The organism is Frankia tisae, from assembly GCF_025403405.1.
GTDB lineage: Bacteria > Actinomycetota > Actinomycetes > Frankiales > Frankiaceae > Frankia > Frankia tisai.
This window is the reverse complement of the sequence record NZ_JANEZT010000093.1, coordinates 1-18,784: the sequence shown is the minus strand read 5'-3', so window position 1 is coordinate 18,784 and position 18,784 is coordinate 1. Positions and strand designations below refer to the sequence as shown.

Below are 18,784 nucleotides of genomic sequence, written 5' to 3'. Positions count from 1 at the left end.
GCCTTTCGCGTCCTCGAGGCGGAGGCGCTGATCTCGGTGCGCCGCGGAGCTCACGGCGGCGCACGGGTCCACCTCCCGAGCCCAACGGTCGCCGCCCGCTACGCCGGCCTCGTCCTCGAACATCGCGGTGCCACTCTGGGCGACGTCCACCAGGCCAGCGCCATCATCGAGCCGCCGTGCGCGGCCCTGCTCGCCGAACGGCACGACGCGGGGGACGTGTCGGTCCTGCGCGGCATCCTCGCCGAGGCCGACGAGGTCGTCGACGACCCCACGGCACTCGCGGCGGCGCAGGCGGCGTTCCACCTGGCCGTCGTCGAGCTCACCGGCAACCAGTCCCTGTCGGTGGTCACCGGCATGCTGCAACATCTCGTCGAGCTGACCAACGCCCAGCATGGTCATGCTCTCGCCGGCGCGGGCCCCGACGCCTCGCCCGCGGCGGCGGCCGTCGACCGGGCGGTGGACAATCGACTGAGCGCCGGTGCCACCCGCCAGCTCCATGCCGACCTCGTCGATCTCGTCGAGATCGGTGATGCGGCGGGCGCCGACCGGCACTGGCGGCAGCATCTGGCCGCCCCCGACCATGCGATACCCGGGGGTCCGGCCGACCGCTGCGTCCTGGACCTGCTCGGCTGATCAACGGTCACCGGCTGATCAACGGCCACCGTCAGCGGCCACCGTCAGCGGCCACCACCGACGCCGTCGTCACCCGGCCAGACCGTCCACTGCGTCACCGGCATCGCCGCACGCCATCCGGTAAAGCCGCCGACCGGTGACGCCCGGCTGACCGACAGTCGGGTCAGCTCCCCACCTCTTCGCGCGTACCAGGCCGCGAGCACCGCCTCGGACTCGAGCGTCACCGCGTTGACAACGAGTCGGCCGCGCCCCGCCAACGCCGCCCAGCAGGCTTCGAGCAGCCCGGCGGCCATAGCACCGCCGCCGACGAAGACCGCGTCGGGCGCGGGCAGGCCCGCCAGGGCCTGCGGGGCGCGGCCCGTGACGACGCGTAGCGCCGGTACCCCCAACGCCGCCGCGTTGCGCCCGATGCGCTCCGCTCGATCGGCCCGGGGCTCGATGGCGATCGCGCGACAGCTGGCATGGGCACGCATCCACTCGATGGCGATGCTGCCGGAACCCGCCCCCACGTCCCAGAGCAGCTCGCCGGGGACAGGGCCGAGGCTGGCCAGCGTCACCGCCCGGATCTCGCGTTTGGTGATCTGACCGTCGTGTTCGAAGGCGTCGTCGGGCAACCCGGGGGTGCGCGGCCGGTGCGCGGCCCCCCGCGCGGGCAGCGGCTCGACGGCGACCACGTTGAGGTCCGCCGGCGGGCGAAGCACCGAGACGATCCGGGCGCTGACGATCCGGGCGCTGCTCGGCCCCGCCGCGCCGGTGGCCCGCCAGGCGGCGGCCGCGGCCGCCCAGTCGCGGGCCGGGGCCTGCTGGCGCGCCTCGTCGGCCGCGCCGAGCCGCTCCAACACCGTCATCGGACTCCCCCCGTAACCGCGGTCGACCAGCAGATCGGCGAGCTCGAGAGGCGTGGTCCCGTCGGCGCTGAGCACCAGTAGCCGGCGATGCGGCGCGAGCGCGGCGTGCACCTGAGCCAACGGGCGGCCCACCGCGCTCACGACGTCGACCCCGTCCACGGCCCACCCCAGCCGTGCGCAGGCCAGGGACACCGACGAGGGATAGGGCAGCACCCGCACCCGATCCGCCCCCAGGAGGCGGACGAGTGTGGTGCCGATCCCGTGGAACATCGGATCGCCGCTGGCGAGGACGCAGACGTCACCGCCGGACCTCGCGTCACTACCGGACTCCGCGTCGCTACCGGACTCCGCGTCGCTACCGGACTCCGCGTCGCTGCCGGCATCGGCGCCGCCCGTCCCGGCCACCGCGACGCCATGCTCGGCCAACAGGCCGGCGAGGCCCGGCAGAAGCGGCGAGGGCCAGGTCATCCTGCGTGCGCCGATCCTGTGCCCGTCGGCGCGTTCCGGGATGAGATCAAGCTGTCGCCGTGCCCCGAAGAGCACGCCGGCCGTGCGGATGGCGTCGCGCGCCGCCGAAGACAGGCTGATCCAGCCGTCCGCGCCCACCCCGACGACGGTCACCCGCGATGTCGCACGCGGGCCCACGATCGCCGGATCGGATGGTGGCACCGACGGGGGTTGCGGAAGAGACGCTGGACCTGGCACAGCGCGCCAGCGTAGTCCCGCCCCGGACCAGCGGATTATGGGCCGACGCTACGCCGGCTGCGTCTCCTTCGCGCCCCTCAATCCGGCCACCTGCGGTCACACGACGGTCGCGCCCCGCTTCCACGCCGAGGGCATCTGGGACATCCCTGGTGAGGCGTGGGCGGAGACGACGCGGATCGTCCGCCACGTCGCCGGACGACTCCAGCAGGAGTTCCAGCCCGACGGCATGAACATCATCCAGTCCACGGGCGTGGCGGCCACATGGAGGAAGACCCCGGCATACCGGCCGAGGTCTTGGTCACCGATGGCGACGTGGAGGCCGTCGACGCCGTGCTCACCGAGGAGGGGCTACGCCCCGCGCTGGAGGCGTTCGCCGCCACCCTCTCCGCACCGCTCGGGGGCGCCGCAGGTACGCCGGCCGATGCGACACCTGATGACGCATCGGCGAGCGGGTAAACCCCCAGGCCAAGGTGTGTGACCTGGGCTACGCTCCCGATCGCGGGGGCGGGGCTCTGAGGCCGGCGGGCCAGCCCGAAGGACCGGGGTCGCGCCCGGTCCGCGCCCCCGCGTTTCCAGGCCAGACGGTGGTAGCCACCAGCCCTCGCCACCCGGCCGGCGCGCACGGGATCGCCGCGCGGGACGCCGCCGACCGGATGGCGCGAGGAACAGGGGAGGACCAGCCGCGGTCAGGCCGTCGCGGCGGGGACGGTGGCCTTCCAGTCACCGCCGGCGAGCCGGATCGATCCGTCGTCGAGGACCCTCGCGCGGGCGCCGAGCCACGGGGTCCACCCCCGGCGGGCCCACTCGTCGCGCACGGCGTCGGCGATGTCCCACAGGCGGCGCGGTCCGCCCTGGTGGACGATCGGAAGATCGACGCCGGCCGCGGTGGCCCGAGCCCACGATCCATCCGGGTGGGTCATGATCGCGGTATGCCGGTCGTCGGGCCCGCGCTGGTAGCGGTGCTGGATGCCCGGGACGGTCAGGGTCAGCAGGGTCGACAGGTCCCATGCCTCGGCGATGTCGAGGACCGGGTATCGGCCAGTTCCGACCTGCTCGCCGTCGCGTTCGTCGAGCAGGTCGGAATCGACCGCGGTCGGGGGGTAGGCGGCGCCGGTGCGGGCGGCCATGAATCCGACCCAGTCCCGTTCGACCTGGCCGAGGACCCCGTCTGGTGTCTTCGTCGCGCTGAGGATCATCCACGTGCCCTGGATGGTGGTGGCCAGGCGGCCGCCGGGGCGCAGCGCGATCAGCCAACTCGGAGGGATCGACGGCACCGACATCATCGAGACGATCCGGTCGTAGGTGCCGGGCAGCGGGCCGGTGGCATCTACCGCCAGGGCGGTGGGGTTCAGCCCGAGCGCAGACATCCGCTGCGCGGCGGCGTCGACGAGGTAGGGGTCGACGTCGGCGACATCCAGGCCCTCGGCCAGCCGGGCGTACCGGTACATGGTCAGGACCAGGGAGGGCAGGGTGGACGACGACGTTACCCGGCCCGTGGGCCGGTCGCCCTCGGCCGCCTGATCGGCGTGGGCGGTGCCCACGCGGGTAACGAGTGACCGGTCGGCGTAGGCGTCCGCGAGCGGCCCGCGGCGGACAACCCACTCCCCGCCGCTCTGCGCCCACCAGGCGGGCACGAGTTCGTGCCGCGGGGTGCCGGCGACGACCGGGTACCAGCGGGAGCCGGGATGGGTGACCCTATCGGCCAGGGCGCGAGCGTGGGCCTGCCAGTCAGCCGTCACGGGCGTCGCTCGGCGGGTAGTCGGGGACACACGCCGTCTCGCCCGCGGGAGGACAGTCGCTGCCATCGTTCGGCACACACCCGTCCGCGACTCCCTGAGGCCGCGGTACCGAGCCGACCGCGTCCCGCCACCGGTCCCCGGCCAGCAGGCCGGCCAGCGGCGTCGTCTGGACGTTCCCGCCGTCACGGTCACTGACCATCGCACAGGGGGTGATCCTGCCGTTAGGCAGGATCGCGGCGCGGCCGAGCCCGCAGTTCCCGCAGCCCCCCGCCGTGACGTCGCCTTCGGCCGCGCGGCCGAAGGCGCGGACCACGTCACGGCGGATGTTTGTCACGCCGAGGCCGAGTAGCTCGGAGTGCGCCCGGTCGACGTCGCCGGTCCCGGTGTCGATGAGGCCGACGCGCAGCGGGATGCGCCGCCGCAACGCCTCAATGATGTTCGCCCGAGTCCGGGCGTGGGAGCCGCGGCGGCCGGTGACCTGCTCATGCCCGTCCGGGGTGTCGCTGTAGTAGCTGGTCGCCAGGCGCACCCCCGGCCGGCTGAAGACCGTCCACAGGAGGTCGGACACCCGCACCAGGTTGGTGAACACCTCGACGTCCAGGCCGACGGCGAGCGCCCGGTCGACCAGGTCGGGCAGGTCGGGGTGCAACGTGGGCTCCCCGCCGATGAACCGCACCGTGCGCACCCCGTGGGCGGCGGCGTCGTCGAGTGGCTCGAACATGGGTCTCCTCTGCGAGCTGGGATGGGATGGGTCGGGCTGCCCTACCCGCGGGGGTCTCCGCAGCCATCGGCCCACGCAGGAGGGAAATCGCATGGGCGGCTACGCGCCGCGGGTAGGGCAGCGTCAGAGGCCGCCGGTCGGGGAGGCCGGCGGCCGGTCTCAGGGAACGGCGACTCGTTGCAGGGTCACGACCCGGTAGCCGGCGATCCCGGTCAAGGTGCGGGCGTATGTCTCGGCAGCCCGCACCGTCGCCCATCCGGTCAGGGCCCGGATCGGGTAGTTGCCGGGGCCATCGAGGATGACGATTCCGAACTCCACGACATCGCCGTGCACGAGCGGCTTCACCGTCCGGAACCAGTCCAGCCCCAACCGGCGGGTCGGCGGGGAGGGAGCCGCGGGCCCGGCCCCCTCCCCGCGTGCTGCAGCCGTGCCCGGACAGCCCCACGGCACAGCGCCCTCACCCAGGGGTGTACCGGCAGGACTGCCGCGTGTCGGGCGGCCACCCGCGGCGGCAGCCGACACCCCGAGGGCGACTTTCGGTTGCATTCCGCGTCCCCCTCGGTTCGTGTCGGCCGGCACATCCGCCGGTACCCATATGACACACTGCGCACCAGGCCAGAGACAGCCCGCAATGCAGGCACACACATGCAATGCAGATACACACACGTTGCGTGGCCAGGTGGAGGGGAGCCTCCGTGCACACTGGACCAGGAGACGAACCGCGACCGGCGCTCGACCAGCTCACCGCCCACATCAACGCGCTGATGAAACGGCGGAACGCCACCTACTCGAGCCTGGAGCGCGACACCGGGGTGCCCCGCCAAGCGTTCGGCGCTGCCGCCCAGGGACGCCAGCCAGGCGGCCGGGTATGGGCCATTCCGTCCGAGGCGACGATCATCGCGATGGACCAGGGCCTTCGCGCAGGTGGCACTGTGTTCAGCCTGTGGGTACAGGCCAAGCGCGAGGACGAGGAAATCCGGCTGGCTCGAACAGCCGAGCGGTCGTTTCCTGGGTTGGGTGGACTACCCCCCGATCCCAGGGCGGACAGTGGACCGGACAGGGGAGGTGAGACCGACGGACAGACGACTGTTCGGCGCTGGTGGCCTGAGTGCGGCGGCGGTCCTCGCGTTCGCCGGCGAGGTCGACGCCCAACTCCAGACCTACCGGCCCCGGATCACTGACGTTGCTGACGCGGAAACCGCACTCGCCGACCTCGAGCGTAACCGCACCACAGCCAATCCCGTCGGCCTCTTCCCGCCTGCCTATGACGCCTGGAAAGCAGTCGAGGACGTCCTTGCCCGACGAGTCCACCCGGCGTATGTCCCCAAGCTCACCCTTCTGGCGGGCACACTCGCCGCCGGCCTGTCCACCGTCGCCTCGTTCGCTGGGGACGAGAAGTACGGCAGGATCTTCGCCGGTATCGCCGAGGCTCACGCTTCCGCCGCAGGTGAGCCTGTACTCCAGGCCCGTGTCGCAGGCATCCAGTCGTGGCAGGCCCTCGACGCCGGCCTGGCGCTCACCGCCGCAGACATCGCCGCAGAAGGCCGTCGGCACGCCGACCCTGCCGACCGTGCACGCCTCGCCGGCTACGAGGCCGAGGCGGCAGCCATGGCCGGGCTGTATGACCGCGCTGATGCGGCGCTCGCCGAGATGCAGGCCAGCATGCACGCCGCGACCGCCGGTCACCCGGCGATCGAGTGGGGTGAGGCGAACGAACATCTGTTCATCGCTCTTGCCGCGACGCACACCCCGGGTCGCGCAAGCATCGCCATCGCCTTCGGGACCCGATCCGTGGGCGCATTCGACGGGCCGTGCCAAGGGCAGGCGCTGGCGCATCTCGCAGTGGCGACCGAGCATCTGAAGGCCGCGCGGCCCGCCCCGGACTCCGCCGCAGCGTCCGCGATAGCCGCCCTCGAAGTTGTTCAGGCCGCGCCGAACGCCGAGGTGCATGATCGCGCCCGCCGTCTCGCGAGCGAGCTCGAGCCGTGGCAGTCGGAGCCGTTGGTGGCGGAGCTCGGCCGCCGGGTCGCCGCGGTCTGACCCGCGGGGTTCGGTGACAGTTCCGGCTGTCTCGTTCCGGCGTCGCACCGTCCGGGGTTACCGTCGACGCGGTATGCCACTGGGCGTGGACGGAGAGCAACCTCGTGGTGTGGAACAAGCGCGGGTCGACCGGCGGAGGCGCATCTACCGGCCGCGACGGTATCAAGCGCGGCGGCAAGGACAGCTCCGCCGGGTTGAAGGGCAGCCCGGACACCGAGAAGGACTACGACAAGCGCGACGCGAAGTCCAGGTCGCCGGACCTCGACACCGTGGAGACCGCGGACTGTACGACCTGCAACGGAAGCGGGAAGGTCCAGGCCGACCGGGTGGAGACAGACGAGGACGGCCAGTTCACGGGCACCCAGAACGTGGACTGCACCGCCTGCGACGGCACCGGGCGCGTCACGAGGCGACGGCGATGACCGGCGATGATCCGGCGCGCGGGGTAACGCCGGACAGCGAGCGGCCGATCATCCGGATGCTTGCGCTCGTGGCGTGCAACAAGTGCCGTCGTCGCCGCGGTGCCCAGCTCCACGCGACGGGCAGTGTGGAGTCGGTGCCCGAGCAGGGGACATGCCCGCATGGGAAACCGCTGCGCACCGTGTGGGCGTCGGGCTACGGCCCGCAGGCCGAGCCGCCCGAGGATCCGACGACGCCGGAGGAGCGCCGCCAGGGCCCGGTCTGATCCGGCGGTTGACGGGGATTCCGGGAGCTCGGCACCCACGGGAGCCCGTACCGTCATGGGGGCAGGCCGTCGTGGCAGGCGGGCGTGGCAGGCGGGCGTGACGCCGTCCGCAGCCCCCGCCACGCAGGCCGCGGTTCCTGATGCGGCGAGAGGATCCGGACGTGACGCTGCTCTTCCCATCCCTGGATGTCGATCACGACGCTCCGGCCGTGCAGGTCGGCGAGGTGGTTCTGTCCCGGGCCGAGCTGCTGGAAGCCGCGGCGACCGTTGCCGGGCGCGTCGCGGGGGCCGGGGCGGTCGCGGTGCACGCCGAGGCCTCCATGGCCACCGTCGTCTCCGTCGTCGGCTGCCTGCTCGCCGGGGTGCCCGTGGTCCCGGTGCCACCGGATTCCGGTCCGCGCGAACGCGGCCACATCCTGCGGGACTCGCGCGCCGAGCTGCTGCTCGGCTCCCCGGACTGGGAGGATCTTCCGATCCCGGCGGTGCCCGTCGATCCCGCCGCCCGCACCGCGTTGCCGGGGGAGATGGCGGGCGGCCGGCGACGGCCGGACCAGGCGGCGCTCATCCTCTACACCTCCGGCACGACCGGGGCGCCGAAGGGCGTCATGGTGCCGGCCGCGGCCATCGCCGCCGACCTCGACGCCCTCGCCGAGGCATGGGCCTGGACCCCGGACGACACCCTCGTGCACGGGCTGCCGCTGTTCCACGTGCACGGCCTCGTCCTGGGTGTCCTCGGTGCGCTGCGGGTCGGCAGCCGGCTGATCCACACCGTCCGGCCGACACCGACCGCGTATGCGGCCGCCGGTGGAAGCCTGTACTTCGGCGTGCCGACGGTCTGGTCCCGGGTCTGCGACGATCCGGGCAGCGCGCGGGCCCTGGCCGCGGCCCGGTTGCTTGTCTCCGGAAGCGCGGCCCTGCCGGTGCCGATCCTCGCCCGGCTCACCGCGCTCACCGGCTCGGCGCCCATCGAGCGCTACGGGATGACCGAGACGCTGATCACGACGAGCAGCCGCGCCGACGGCGAGCGCCGCGCCGGCTGGGTCGGCGCGGCGCTGAAGGGCGTGCGGACCAGGCTCGTCGACGACGAGACCGGTGCTGCCCTGCCGGCCGACGGGCAGAGCATCGGCGAGCTGCAGATCCAGGGGCCGACCTTGTTCGGGGGCTACCTGGGCCGCCCGGACGTCACCGACGCCTCCTTCACGGCCGACGGCTGGTTCCGCACCGGAGACGCGGCGGTGATCGCGCCGGATGGGCACCACCGCATCGTCGGACGACGGTCGACGGATCTGATCAAATCCGGGGGCTACCGCATCGGCGCGGGTGAGGTGGAGGCCGCGCTGCTGGCACATCCGCAGGTACGGGAGGCGGCCGTCGTCGGCCTTCCCGACGACGACCTCGGGCAGCGGATCGCGGCCTTCGTCGTCGCCCCTGACCTGATCGGCGGTGGGAGGAGCAGGCGGTCGGCCGCGGTCGACCTCACCGACTTCGTGGCCCGGGAGTTGTCCGTCCACAAACGACCGCGGGAGATTCACTTCGTCTCCGAGCTGCCCCGCAATCCCATGGGCAAGGTCCGCAAGGCCGCCCTGGCTCCCTCAGCGACGGGGTAATCACCCTCGGCGACGAGGTGGTCACCCCACGGCGGCGCGACGGCCCGCACGTCCTGCTCGACGGCGCCCTGACGGGCTGAGGGGACCTACCGGGCCCTCGCCGTCCCCCGGCGGCGGTCCGAACGGGCCCGTCGGCGGATGCTCGTCCCGCGCGGGTCGCTCCTGCGCCGCTGCCCGGGGCCGCGCCGGTGGGGCTGTGGCGAGCCTCCGATAGAACGCGCTGGTCGCCATCAACTCGTCGTGGGTGCCCTCCGCGATCACCCGTCCCTCGTCCAGCACGACGATGCGGTCGGCGGCACGGACCGTGGAGATGCGGTGGGCGATGACGAGCAGGGCGCGCTCGTCGGCGATCCGACGCATCGCCAGGGTGAGCGCGCGCTCGTTGACCGCGTCGAGCTGGGATGTCGGCTCGTCCAGTAGCAGCACGGCGGGGCGCGGCAGCAGTGCCCGGGCGATCGCCACCCGCTGTCGCTCCCCACCGGAGAGCAACACGCCGTGATCGCCGACCGGGGTGTGCAGCCCGTCCGGCAGCCGGTCGACGAGATCCCGCAGCCCCGCCGTCGCCACCACCTGCGCGATCTCGTCCTCGCCCGCGTCCGGCATCGCATAGACGATGTTGTCCCGCAGCGTGCCGTGCAGCACCGGGGTGTTCTGTTCGACCAGGTTCACCCAGGTCCGGGCGCTGCTACGGGAGAGGGAACGGACGTCACGGCCGGCGAAGAGGATCAGGCCCTCGTCCGGATCGTAGAACCGTTCGACAAGTTCGAGAACGGTCGACTTGCCTGCTCCCGAAGCGCCGACCAGCGCGATGTGGCCCCGCCTCGGCACCTGGAACGACACTCCACGCAGCACAGGCGTCGCGGTGTAGGCGAATCGCACGTCTCGCAGCTCGATCGCCGCCAATCGGTCACCGTCACCCGTCGCCGTCGCCGTCGCCGTCGGCGTCGGAGTCGGAGTCGGCGCTGCGGCTGCGGCGAGCCGTTCTCTCCCGCCTGCTCGTTCGGCCGGGGGCACGCCGTCGTCGTCCTCGCGCGGCAGCGCGAACACGGCGTTGACCCGCGAGAGCGCGCCGAGACCGCGCTGGATCGTCGCCGTGGACTCGATGAGCGCGGACAACGGCATGACCAGGTAGGTCGCATAGAGGAGGAAGGCGACGAGGCTGCCGAGCGAGACCGAACCCCGGGCCACCAGCACACCACCGGCCAGCAGGACGACCAGGACGCTGCCCTGCACGGCCAGCTGCATGGCGGGAGCGATGACCGAGTCCAGCTTCGCCATCCGCAGGCCCGCCTGGTAGGCGGCGGCGGCGTGATCGCCGATCCGCTCGGTCTCGCGGAGCTCGGCCCGGTTCGCCCGCACGGTGCGGATGGCGACCAGGGCTCGTTCCAGGTCCGCGGTCATGCCCCCGACGCTGGCCTGCCCCTGCTCGGACACCGCGCGGATGCGGGACAGCGCGGTGAGGACAACCACCCCGGCCACGGCGACCACCGCGAGGACGAGCAGGAACAGCCAGACGTTGAGCCAGACCATCAGGGCGATGGCACCGACCACCCCGATCAGGTTGGTGACCACCGAGGTGAAGCTGTAGGCCACCGCCTCCCGCACCACGGTGGTGTCCGTGTTCGCCCGCGAGAGGAGATCGCCGATCCGGCGGGTGTCGAAGATCTGCACCCGCAGCGCAAGCAGATGGCCGATCAGCCGCCGGCGCAGGCTGAGCAGGATCCCCTGGCCGGCTCGTTCCAGCAGGTAATGCCCGATGGTGTCGATGATCGCCTGGCCCACGAACAGGCCCAGAAGCGCCCCGACCAGCCACAACGGGATGCCGCCCGCCTGCGCGGTGTCGATCACTCTCATCACGAGGAGTGGCTGGAGCACCCCGACGCCGGTGCCGATCACGGTCAGTACCGTGGCGATCATCACGGGCCGTCGGTGCCCACGCAACAACGCCCAGAGCTCAGCCAGCCCCCTCACCACGGCGCGGTCCCCGGCCCGACGGCGAGCAGCGCCCGCAGGTAGCCGGGCGGCATCGACTCCCCGACGATCACACCATCGGCCTCGACCCACGCGTGCGCGGCGAACGGCGCGACGGTGCGCACCCCGACACACCAGGTCGGCACGCTGCCTGTCATCCGGCACAGCAGGGTGGTGGCGATCGAGCGGGGCACGCAACCCCGCTCTCCCCGGCACGTGGGGCTCACGGCCATCACCGCCTGGCGGGCGGCGAGTGCGCTGGTGTATTCCGCCGGCCGGGCGCCGGAGCCCAGCCGGGCGAGCACGCGACGGATGCGCGCGGGCGGCTGGGTCGCGAGCAGCCGCGCGGCCCCGACCGCGACCATCGCCCCCAACCGGCGACCGGGGCGCAGCAGGACCTCCGCCGGTTCGACGACCATCGGCGCCGTCACCACCGTGCCTCCGACCTGTTCCCCTGGTCGCCGGGGCACCCGGCCTCGGCCTCGGGCGACCGGCCGGCCTCGGGCGACCGGCCGGCCTCGGATGACCGGCCGGCCTCGGATGACCGGCTGCCCTCGGACGGCGGCTCGATCAGGCCGACATCGGCGAGCTGGGCCAGCAGGCCCTCGACGTCGCGGCGCGCGACCTGCGGATCGACTTCTCTCGTCGCACACAGCTCCCGCACGGCGGCCGCGACGTCTCCCCCGTCCAGCATCACGCGGAGCACCAGATCGCCCGAGGGGTTGAGCGTCCAGTACCGCCCGTCCTCGGTGTGCAACAGCACGGCGCCGTATTCGGTCGGCGCCCTTACCACGTCGGATCGCAACATCACCATGTCCACTCCTGCTGGTCCGTCGATCGTCAGCGGATCTCCCACGCCGTGGGCGCGGTCGCCGGCCTCCCGCCGGCCTCCGCGGCCCGCCCGCGCTCAGTCGCGGCGACCGGCGAGGGTACGCAGCCATGCGTCGGCCGCGAAGGTCGCCTGGAGGGTCTCGGTCTCGGTCCGGCGGTCCGCATCGGTGCCTCGCCGACACGCATCCCGCAGCGCGTCCGGTTCGATGAGCCCGAGCTCGGCCAGCGGCGAGTCGTCGCACAGCCCCAGCAGGACGCCACGGTTCGCCCGCAGCCCCCGGTCCCGCTCGGCATCGGCGTCCGCGCTGGTCTCCCGGCACCCGCAGTTCACCGGCACCACCTGCCGCATCGCCTCCTTGAGCAGCGGCCTGTCCTGCCACGGAGAGGTGCGCTCCTGCGGCCGAACGGCGAGTGCGGCGCGGACGACCCGGTCGTCGAGGAACGGCGCGCTCAGCGGCGGGCCGACCGGGGCCGCGACCTGGTCGAGCAGCCGGAAGGCGGACGCGGCGGTGCGGATCGCGAACAGGTCGGCGTGCCCGTCGCGCGTCGGTGCCAGGGGGCTGGCTCGGCGAGCCGCGTCGCCGAAGGCTTCGGCGACGAGCCCCAGGGCGACGCGGGTCAGCCAGACCGGGACGATCGGCGGCGGCGTCCAGTCCAGAGCCGTCACGTTGGGTGGTCCGGGCCGCGTCGGGTTCCCCCCGCGCGCAGCCTGATGGAGAGTGCGGGCCATGTCGCCCAGGCAGTCGGAATAGTCCCGACGGCGCATCATCCGCAGGCTCGCGACCCACGGCCAGCCCCGGCGGGCGTGGTAGCCACTCAGGTGCCGCATCGCGGTCCAGGGCTGCCGGCGAGCCAGCCGAGGCAGGTAGTTCGGCGTACCCCCGGCGACTTCCTCGCCACCGGAACCCGTCAGGTGCAGGCGCGGACCGTAGAGGGCGACCCGCTCGAGCCCCGCGCGCAGCCTCGCCCGGTCGACGACGCCGGCGAAGGGATGGTCGAGCGGCTCACCGGCGCAGGCGAGGCCGTCGAAGACAAGCGGGAGCTCGCAGGCGGGCACGATTTCCCGGGCGACGCCGGGCAGCGAGGCGACCGCCCGGGCCACCCCGCGCGGATCGTCGCCATCGGCGCCCCGGGCGATCCCGGTGACGGCGACGATGTCCGCCGGGCCGCGGGCCGCCAGGCAGCACACCGAGACCGAATCCAGCCCACCGGACAGGTCCGCACTGACCGTGCGCCCCGCCGCCACCCGCACGGCCACCGCCTCGGCGAGGGCCGTGCGCAGGATCGGTGCGCCCTCGGCCCGCGAACGCGCCGCTGCCGGCTGCCGCCACCAGCGCATCAGCTCGACCCGTCCATCACGGTCCGCGAACAGGTAGTGGTCGGGTGGCACGGCCTCGACCGACTCCCACGCAACGAGGTCGTCGAGCGGGTGCGGCGGGCAGGGGGCAAGCAGGGCCAACGCCAGCGCCGTCCGGTTCAGTCCGCCGCCGGTCAGTTCGGCGAGAACGTCGGCGCGATCCGCGGCGACGTGCTGACTCCCCGAAACCGCGGTGAAGACCCGCCGTGTGCCGGTCGGGCTGCCCTGGAGCCTGCGCTGCCCGTTGATCTCGGCAATGACGTGATAATCGCCGGCCACGGCGCGCCCGATGTCGAGGGAGTGCACGTCCCGCGCCGCCAGGAGCAACCGCAGGAGCTGAGTGGGATTCGTCGCGGCGCAGCCGACCAGCGCTATCCGGGCCTGACCGGTCGTCGCGCTGACCACCGCTTCATCGGGCCAGTCGCCGACGATCCACGGCCGCCCCGAGGCGTGCCTGAGCACTTTGCGGATCCCGGCGGGCAGCGTCACCGGTTCCCGGTCCGCGAAGGCCACGAACCAGCAGCTCGGCCGGGACGGCGCCCGCCGGGCGTCGCCACGGCCCAGCCGGCGGGCAGTGATGGGCGTCGTCACCGCGACCCCAGCCGATCAGCGGAGGAACCCGCCGGGGACGGGCCCCCAACCGCCGTGACGGCCCTGACGGCCCTGCCGGCCCCGGGTCTCCCCGCCGAACCGGCCGCTGGTCGCCAGGTGCTGGGATCCACAGGTAGCCGTCATGGATACTCCCCCTAAGTTCGGACCGCACGATCGGTCCGGCTCAGTGGGGATTCCCCCGGGTGGTTCACTGCCGGTTCAGCGGTGCCGGCGTACCCGTCCGCTCCTAGGACGACCGCGACCAGCCGCGATCCGGGTCCAGGACCTGCTGGTGCACGCGGCGCAGTTCCGCGCCGGGCTCGATCCCGAGCTCCGTCACCAACCGCTGATAGAGGTCGCGGTACTCGTGCAGCGCCTCGGCCCGGCGACCACTACGTTCCAACGCGACCAGCAGCTGCGCCCAGAGACGCTCCCGGGTCGGGTACTCCACAGTGAGCGCACGCAGCGCCGGTAGCACCTGGTCATGGTCACCGAGTGCGATTCGCGCGTCGATCAGCGCCTCCCGGGCCGTCCACCGGGCCTCCTCCAGACGGAGGCTCTCGGCGCCACCGACCTCGGCCGGCAACTCGTCGAACGCGTTTCCGCGCCACCAGCCGAGCGCCTGCTCGAGCAGCTCTGCGGCCTGGGCAGGCATCCCTGCGCGGGCCGCGACGTGGCCGCGTTCGGCTGCCTGCTCAAAGCGAGCTATGTCGATCTCAGCGGGCGCGACGACCAGGCGGTACTCCCCCGGGCGGCTTTCGATGCGACCTGGGCCGGCCGGGCGGCGAAGGACCGCAGCCCGCGGGCTCACCGCCCTGATCGATGCCGGCACCGCCGGATCCCCGGCCGCCGTGGGCAGCGTGTGCCGCAGCTCGGACAGGTAGGTCTTGATATTGCCGAACGCTGATCTGGGTGCGTCGTCCTGCCAGAGCGCCAGACGCATCTCCTCCACCGAGGTCCATCTCCCGGCGTGCAGCAGCAGCGTGAGCAGAAGCGCCCGCTTCTTGCGCTGGTCGATACGGACGCGCTCCCCCGGCCCGCGCCAGACCTCCAGCGGGCCGAGCACGGCGAACACCACGCCCGACCCGGGCCCGGCCGCCACCGCGCCGGGCCACCGGAAGCCGTGATCCGCTTCGCCGGGAGTCCGGGCGCAGGGACGGACGATCGGGCCCGCAATGATTCCGAGCTCGTCGACCATGATGATCCTCGTCGGTCGGAGATCCTAGTTGATCGGACCCCGTTGCACCTGTGCCCAGGGGCCGACGGCCCGCTTGGGCCGGTGCAGGAAATACCCCGCTCGACCGGCGATAGTCCTCTCGCTCCCCCGGAGTGCGACGGTCGCTCAGCAGACGGCGGCGCCGCCGGGTGGACTGGAACTCCACCCGGCGGCGCCGCACCGATCGAGACCTGTCAGATGCCGAGGCTGGCCCGTGTCTGCGGCCCGACCACGCCGTCCACCAGCAGACCGTGCTTGAGCTGGTAGTCCTTGACCATGTGGTTCGTCTGGTAACCGAACTGGCCGTCGACGCTGATCGGGTAACCGAGATCGGCCAGTTTCTGCTGAATCTGCCGCACGTCCTGCCGGTAGCCCAGACCGCTGGCAAGTGACGGATACCCGGGCGCGGGCGCAGCCGCCGGAGCGGGCGCGGTGTAGGAGATGGCACGGACGTTGATGCCGCCGGAGACGGCGGCGGCCGCGGCCTGGCCGCGCCCCAGGAACCGGCTGTATCTGCCGTAGGTGTACGCGCTCCAGGCCGTGATGCCCTGGCTTTCGCAGACCTGCTTCGCCGCCCAGGCGTTGGTGGCGGGGTCGTAGAGGTTACGGCTGCCGACCCAGCCGGCGTGCGCACGCATGTTGATCTGCCAGAGCCCGCGTGAGTCCTCACCGACCGTGGCATGGGCGAAGGTATTGCCGCCCGACTCGCCGAGAGCGACCGCGACCCAGGTGGACAGCGGGACGCCCCGGCAGCCGGCGAGACCCGCGTTCGCCGCCACGCTGGCGATCGTCGCGTCCGAGACGGCGCCGGTGCCGGTGGCGGCACTCGCCGGGCTCGCGGTGGCGAGCATGCTGGCTCCGGCACCGATCACGCCGGCGGCGGCGATGACGGCGCCGCGGTGCCGGGTAGGCCGCTTCCGATGCTTTCCCTTAGCCATTCTTTGACATCTCATTTCGGTGTCGTCGAACACAGGTTTTGAATCGGCGATGGCTACCGCTCAGCGGAGGGGAGCGGTTCTCACTCGCAAGATATGGGCAGCACGGACTATCTGATTTCGAAACAGCATCCGTCCGAGTCGCGCGGACGATCGACGAAGGGAGCTTCGAGATGGGGTGAGAGTTCCGGCCCGATCAGCGAGATGACCGCATCACGCCTGGCCGCCCGAGGTGGGCGGTCCGGGGATCGCGGTCGACCGCCGGCGGCGACCCGTGCGGCCCGCCAGGTGGGCCGGTGATGTCATGCGTGCACATGGTCGACCGGCAGGCGCCGGCCGGTGGCACGTTCTCGCGGCTGCGTCAGGGCGAGAACGGCGCCCGTCATGGCGAGGGCGCGTCGCAGAAAGCACAGGTCGGCAGGGCGGTCAGCCAGGCCCTGGCCGCGCGTTCCCGATGCACAGGCAACGTAAGAATCCTTCCCGTACGCCTGCGAGGTTAGCTGTCGGGTTCGGGCCGGGAAGCCCGGTCGTCTCCGTGGAGGCGACTTAACCCCGAGGGCGGCCGTGACGGGGCCGCCCGGCGGAACATGGTTCCCCCGCTTCTGCCCAAACTGTCTCGGAGGGGCCCCGGACCGTGGGCAGAACTCGGCGTCGACCCGGGGTAACTAGTGCCCGGCAACCGTAGCGAACTACGTACCGTAGTGACAAGTACCAGTTCTGTACGAATTTTGGCGCACGATCATCACGTTACGTGCATAGCGCTGCGACACCGCAACTCTCGGAGATCGACCGAATCCTCAGATCTTGAGAAGGATCACCGATGATCGGCGGTGCGACCCGATTCGTGCGGCCGCGGACGAGTCCGTGCCGCCAGGGTGGTTCCGCGGAACCGTGCCACGCGTCCGGCGGCCCGGTCAGGCCGGCGAGGCGGACCGTGGAGCGGGGGCCAGCCGTGGCACCCGAAGGCCTTCCAGGAAGAGCAGGATGTGCGCGCCGGCCGCACGGCGCCCCGAGCCGGACAGCACGCCCCGGCCACCGGGAAGGGCCTCGAGCCTCGCCCGCCGGGCGGTCCGCGTCGCCATGCGAACGAGCGGAAATGGCGTCACCGGATCGTCCTCGCCGTGCAGCAGCAGGATGGGGAGGTCTGGAAGCGATCGCGGGATCGGCTCGCCGGGATGCTCGCCGGCGACCGGGCGGTGCAGCAGCGGCAGGTCCACCAGGATGAGCGCATCCGGGCGGACGGCGGGCGACGCGGCGCCGACAAGTGCGCGCAGGGCGCCGCTGTCCGAACCGAGCAGAACGAACGGCAGTTCCGGCTCGCGCGCCTCGCCGAGGGCGAGGACCGTGTCCTGACCATGGTCGAGAAAGGTCACCTGATAGCCATCGAGCGCCAGCCTGAAGGCCAGGTTCTCGAAAATCTCAGCGGATTCCCCGCGACCGGGAAGGAGGACCACGGTGGCTCCTGCACGCCGGGTGGTATCGCCGCTCGGCCAGTAGCGGGAACCAGGACCGCCGACGTAGCCGCGTGGGCGCGGATGGGAGGGGAGCGGGGAGAACGGAATGGGCATGACATGCTCCGATCAGAGCCGTCCGGACGCGGATGACAACACGCGCCAGCACGAAGAAAAAGGGCACGTTCCAGCTATGGGAAGCCCGATCGGCGCAGCCCGGCCGAATGGCGATGGCGCGGCAGCGATGGGAAGCAGCGGCAGGGCACGTGCGAGGTGCCTGGAACGACGGCGACGCGCCGACGGGGAAGGACTAGCGAGACACCCGGGCCAGACAGACCGCGGAGGCGACACGCAGAAAGTCGATGTGGCCACGGATGACCAGAGCGGACGGCCGTCGAGCCGGACGAGGCATGGCTGAAATTCTGGCCGCACCCCGAACGCATGTCAACACGATTAACTCTAGTTTCCTGGATATTTCCGTCGGTCGCCGGAGTCCGCCACGTTGCGTGCTCGAGGCGGACTCCGGCCTCCGCGGCGGAGCGCGGGCACCGCAGAACGGCGGCGGGCCCACAGTCAGCTCAGGCAGCGGCACCCGCCATCGCGTTGCAGCTGTTCATGCAGGCCCGGCAGGCACGAGCAAGGCGGGCAAGCTGCTCGTCGCGCGGCATCTTCTCGCACATCTCCGCGCAGGCGCCGCAGACCCGTGCACACATGGCACACATTTCGCTGTGGAACGGCGACATCCGGCACATCAGGTCGGCGCAGGTCCTGGTGACCGCCGCACAGTCCATCATGAGCCGCAGGTTCGCGGCGTCCATCATCGTGCCGGGCATGTCCATGCAGTAGGAGATGGTCTCCTCGCACAGTGCCGAGCACGACATACACTCGTCAATGGCCTTCCGCATGCTCTCATTGATCATCTCGGTGTGCTGCATCAGAAACCTCCGAAGTACGGTCGGCGGCTTGTCCGCCATACCGGGAAACCCACGGTCAGACGGGTGTTCCCGTCCGGCCGGTCTCCTCCGACGATAGCTTTCGCAAGCGGATCCGCATCTCGATGGGAAGCCGCCGCAGCACGCTTCGGAAATAGCCAGAAAAGCGCGGAGAAAGTATGTCGGGGAAAACGGCCGCGGCGCCGGTTGGAGGCGGATGACTGCAGACCGATCCCGGTGCAGCGGCGCACCGGTCAGCCGATGGCAGGCCCCGATGGGAGCACCCGGCCGGCCGCCGCCCGATCGGCAGCGTCCGGCACCGGGCGCGTGGGCGGCGCCGCCGAACCCGTCATCGAGGCGGGCAGCCGCGGATGCGCCAGCACCGGGCGGCCGCCGAGGAAGACACCGCCGACCGCGCCCGGCTGTTCAAAGAGCCGCAGGTCCGCCGGGTCCTCGTCGAGCAGGATCGCGTCGAACGTGTAGCCGACGGCGATCCGCCCCAGCCGGTCCCCCACCCCGCAC

General features: G+C 72.3%; 18 protein-coding genes, 2 pseudogenes and 1 riboswitch. Of the genes and pseudogenes, 7 read left to right on the top strand and 13 right to left on the bottom strand.

What is annotated here, in order from left to right; translation table 11 throughout:
* On the top strand, positions 1-633 hold a 633-nt coding region (locus NBZ85_RS11645), incomplete at its 5' end, for a FadR/GntR family transcriptional regulator (RefSeq protein WP_261561929.1).
* 44 nt (positions 634-677) lie between these two features.
* Here NBZ85_RS11645 and cbiE read toward each other — a convergent pair.
* Entirely contained in the window at positions 678-2,102 is a 1,425-nt protein-coding gene (cbiE, locus tag NBZ85_RS11640) for a precorrin-6y C5,15-methyltransferase (decarboxylating) subunit CbiE (RefSeq protein WP_261561928.1), read from the bottom strand.
* On the opposite strand from cbiE, the pseudogene NBZ85_RS33115 reads away from it, so the two are divergent.
* Positions 1,990-2,433 (top strand): annotated as a pseudogene (locus NBZ85_RS33115) (HIT domain-containing protein); the annotation flags it as partial. The gene cbiE and the pseudogene NBZ85_RS33115 sit on opposite strands and share 113 nt — an antisense overlap.
* Before the next feature lie 14 nt (positions 2,434-2,447).
* A complete protein-coding gene (locus NBZ85_RS11635; RefSeq protein WP_261561927.1) occupies positions 2,448-2,642 on the top strand; it encodes a hypothetical protein in 195 nt (64 codons plus the stop codon).
* 230 nt (positions 2,643-2,872) lie between these two features.
* Here NBZ85_RS11635 and NBZ85_RS11630 read toward each other — a convergent pair whose 3' ends face one another.
* From NBZ85_RS11630 to NBZ85_RS11620, 3 genes are all read right to left on the bottom strand, one after another.
* The gene (locus tag NBZ85_RS11630; protein WP_261561926.1) at positions 2,873-3,925 is read right to left on the bottom strand and encodes a methyltransferase domain-containing protein; all 1,053 of its coding nucleotides are present in this window, start codon (positions 3,923-3,925) and stop codon (positions 2,873-2,875) included.
* Positions 3,915-4,646: a radical SAM/SPASM domain-containing protein gene (locus NBZ85_RS11625; protein WP_261561925.1), complete on the bottom strand. Its 732-nt coding sequence runs from the start codon at positions 4,644-4,646 to the stop codon at positions 3,915-3,917. The genes NBZ85_RS11630 and NBZ85_RS11625 overlap by 11 nt, the downstream gene beginning before the upstream one ends.
* A gap of 159 nt (positions 4,647-4,805) precedes the next feature.
* Entirely contained in the window at positions 4,806-4,991 is a 186-nt protein-coding gene (locus NBZ85_RS11620; RefSeq protein ID WP_261554850.1) for a hypothetical protein, read from the bottom strand.
* A 720-nt stretch (positions 4,992-5,711) separates the two neighbouring features.
* Between NBZ85_RS11620 and NBZ85_RS11615 the strand changes: the two genes are divergently transcribed.
* The 4 genes from NBZ85_RS11615 to NBZ85_RS11600 all read left to right on the top strand — a co-directional run bounded on the left by NBZ85_RS11615 (position 5,712) and on the right by NBZ85_RS11600 (position 8,978).
* On the top strand, positions 5,712-6,686 hold the full coding sequence (locus tag NBZ85_RS11615; RefSeq protein ID WP_261554851.1) for a hypothetical protein: 975 nt from the start codon (positions 5,712-5,714) through the stop codon (positions 6,684-6,686).
* A gap of 104 nt (positions 6,687-6,790) precedes the next feature.
* Complete coding sequence (locus NBZ85_RS11610; protein WP_261554852.1) at positions 6,791-7,108, top strand: hypothetical protein; 318 nt, start codon at positions 6,791-6,793, stop codon at positions 7,106-7,108.
* A complete protein-coding gene (locus NBZ85_RS11605) occupies positions 7,105-7,371 on the top strand; it encodes a hypothetical protein (protein ID WP_261554853.1) in 267 nt (88 codons plus the stop codon). The genes NBZ85_RS11610 and NBZ85_RS11605 overlap by 4 nt, the downstream gene beginning before the upstream one ends.
* Before the next feature lie 161 nt (positions 7,372-7,532).
* Positions 7,533-8,978 (top strand): acyl-CoA synthetase, encoded by a 1,446-nt coding sequence (locus tag NBZ85_RS11600; protein WP_261554854.1) that lies wholly within the window; start codon positions 7,533-7,535, stop codon positions 8,976-8,978.
* 21 nt (positions 8,979-8,999) lie between these two features.
* On the opposite strand, the gene NBZ85_RS11595 is transcribed toward NBZ85_RS11600, so the two are convergent.
* The 9 genes and pseudogenes from NBZ85_RS11595 to NBZ85_RS11555 all read right to left on the bottom strand — a co-directional run.
* A complete protein-coding gene (locus NBZ85_RS11595) occupies positions 9,000-10,952 on the bottom strand; it encodes an ABC transporter ATP-binding protein (RefSeq protein WP_438803076.1) in 1,953 nt (650 codons plus the stop codon).
* Positions 10,946-11,383 (bottom strand): lasso peptide biosynthesis B2 protein, encoded by a 438-nt coding sequence (locus NBZ85_RS11590; protein ID WP_261554855.1) that lies wholly within the window; start codon positions 11,381-11,383, stop codon positions 10,946-10,948. Before NBZ85_RS11590 ends, NBZ85_RS11595 begins: the two co-directional genes overlap by 7 nt.
* A complete protein-coding gene (locus NBZ85_RS11585) occupies positions 11,377-11,763 on the bottom strand; it encodes a lasso peptide biosynthesis PqqD family chaperone (RefSeq protein ID WP_261554856.1) in 387 nt (128 codons plus the stop codon). Before NBZ85_RS11585 ends, NBZ85_RS11590 begins: the two co-directional genes overlap by 7 nt.
* A 93-nt stretch (positions 11,764-11,856) precedes the next feature.
* A complete protein-coding gene (locus NBZ85_RS11580) occupies positions 11,857-13,728 on the bottom strand; it encodes an asparagine synthase-related protein (RefSeq protein ID WP_261554857.1) in 1,872 nt (623 codons plus the stop codon).
* A 247-nt stretch (positions 13,729-13,975) separates the two neighbouring features.
* Complete coding sequence (locus NBZ85_RS11575; RefSeq protein ID WP_261554858.1) at positions 13,976-14,926, bottom strand: AfsR/SARP family transcriptional regulator; 951 nt, start codon at positions 14,924-14,926, stop codon at positions 13,976-13,978.
* A 212-nt stretch (positions 14,927-15,138) separates the two neighbouring features.
* Complete coding sequence (locus tag NBZ85_RS11570; protein ID WP_261554859.1) at positions 15,139-15,882, bottom strand: peptidoglycan-binding protein; 744 nt, start codon at positions 15,880-15,882, stop codon at positions 15,139-15,141.
* Between the two features lie 467 nt (positions 15,883-16,349).
* A riboswitch (cyclic di-AMP (ydaO/yuaA leader) is annotated at positions 16,350-16,496 on the bottom strand.
* Between the two features lie 297 nt (positions 16,497-16,793).
* Positions 16,794-17,447 carry an alpha/beta hydrolase gene (locus NBZ85_RS11565; RefSeq protein WP_261554860.1) on the bottom strand — a complete coding sequence of 218 codons (654 nt, stop codon included), beginning with the start codon at positions 17,445-17,447 and terminating at the stop codon, positions 16,794-16,796.
* A gap of 461 nt (positions 17,448-17,908) precedes the next feature.
* Positions 17,909-18,265 (bottom strand): four-helix bundle copper-binding protein, encoded by a 357-nt coding sequence (locus NBZ85_RS11560; RefSeq protein ID WP_261554861.1) that lies wholly within the window; start codon positions 18,263-18,265, stop codon positions 17,909-17,911.
* Between the two features lie 251 nt (positions 18,266-18,516).
* A pseudogene (locus tag NBZ85_RS11555) lies at positions 18,517-18,784 on the bottom strand (amidohydrolase family protein); the annotation flags it as partial.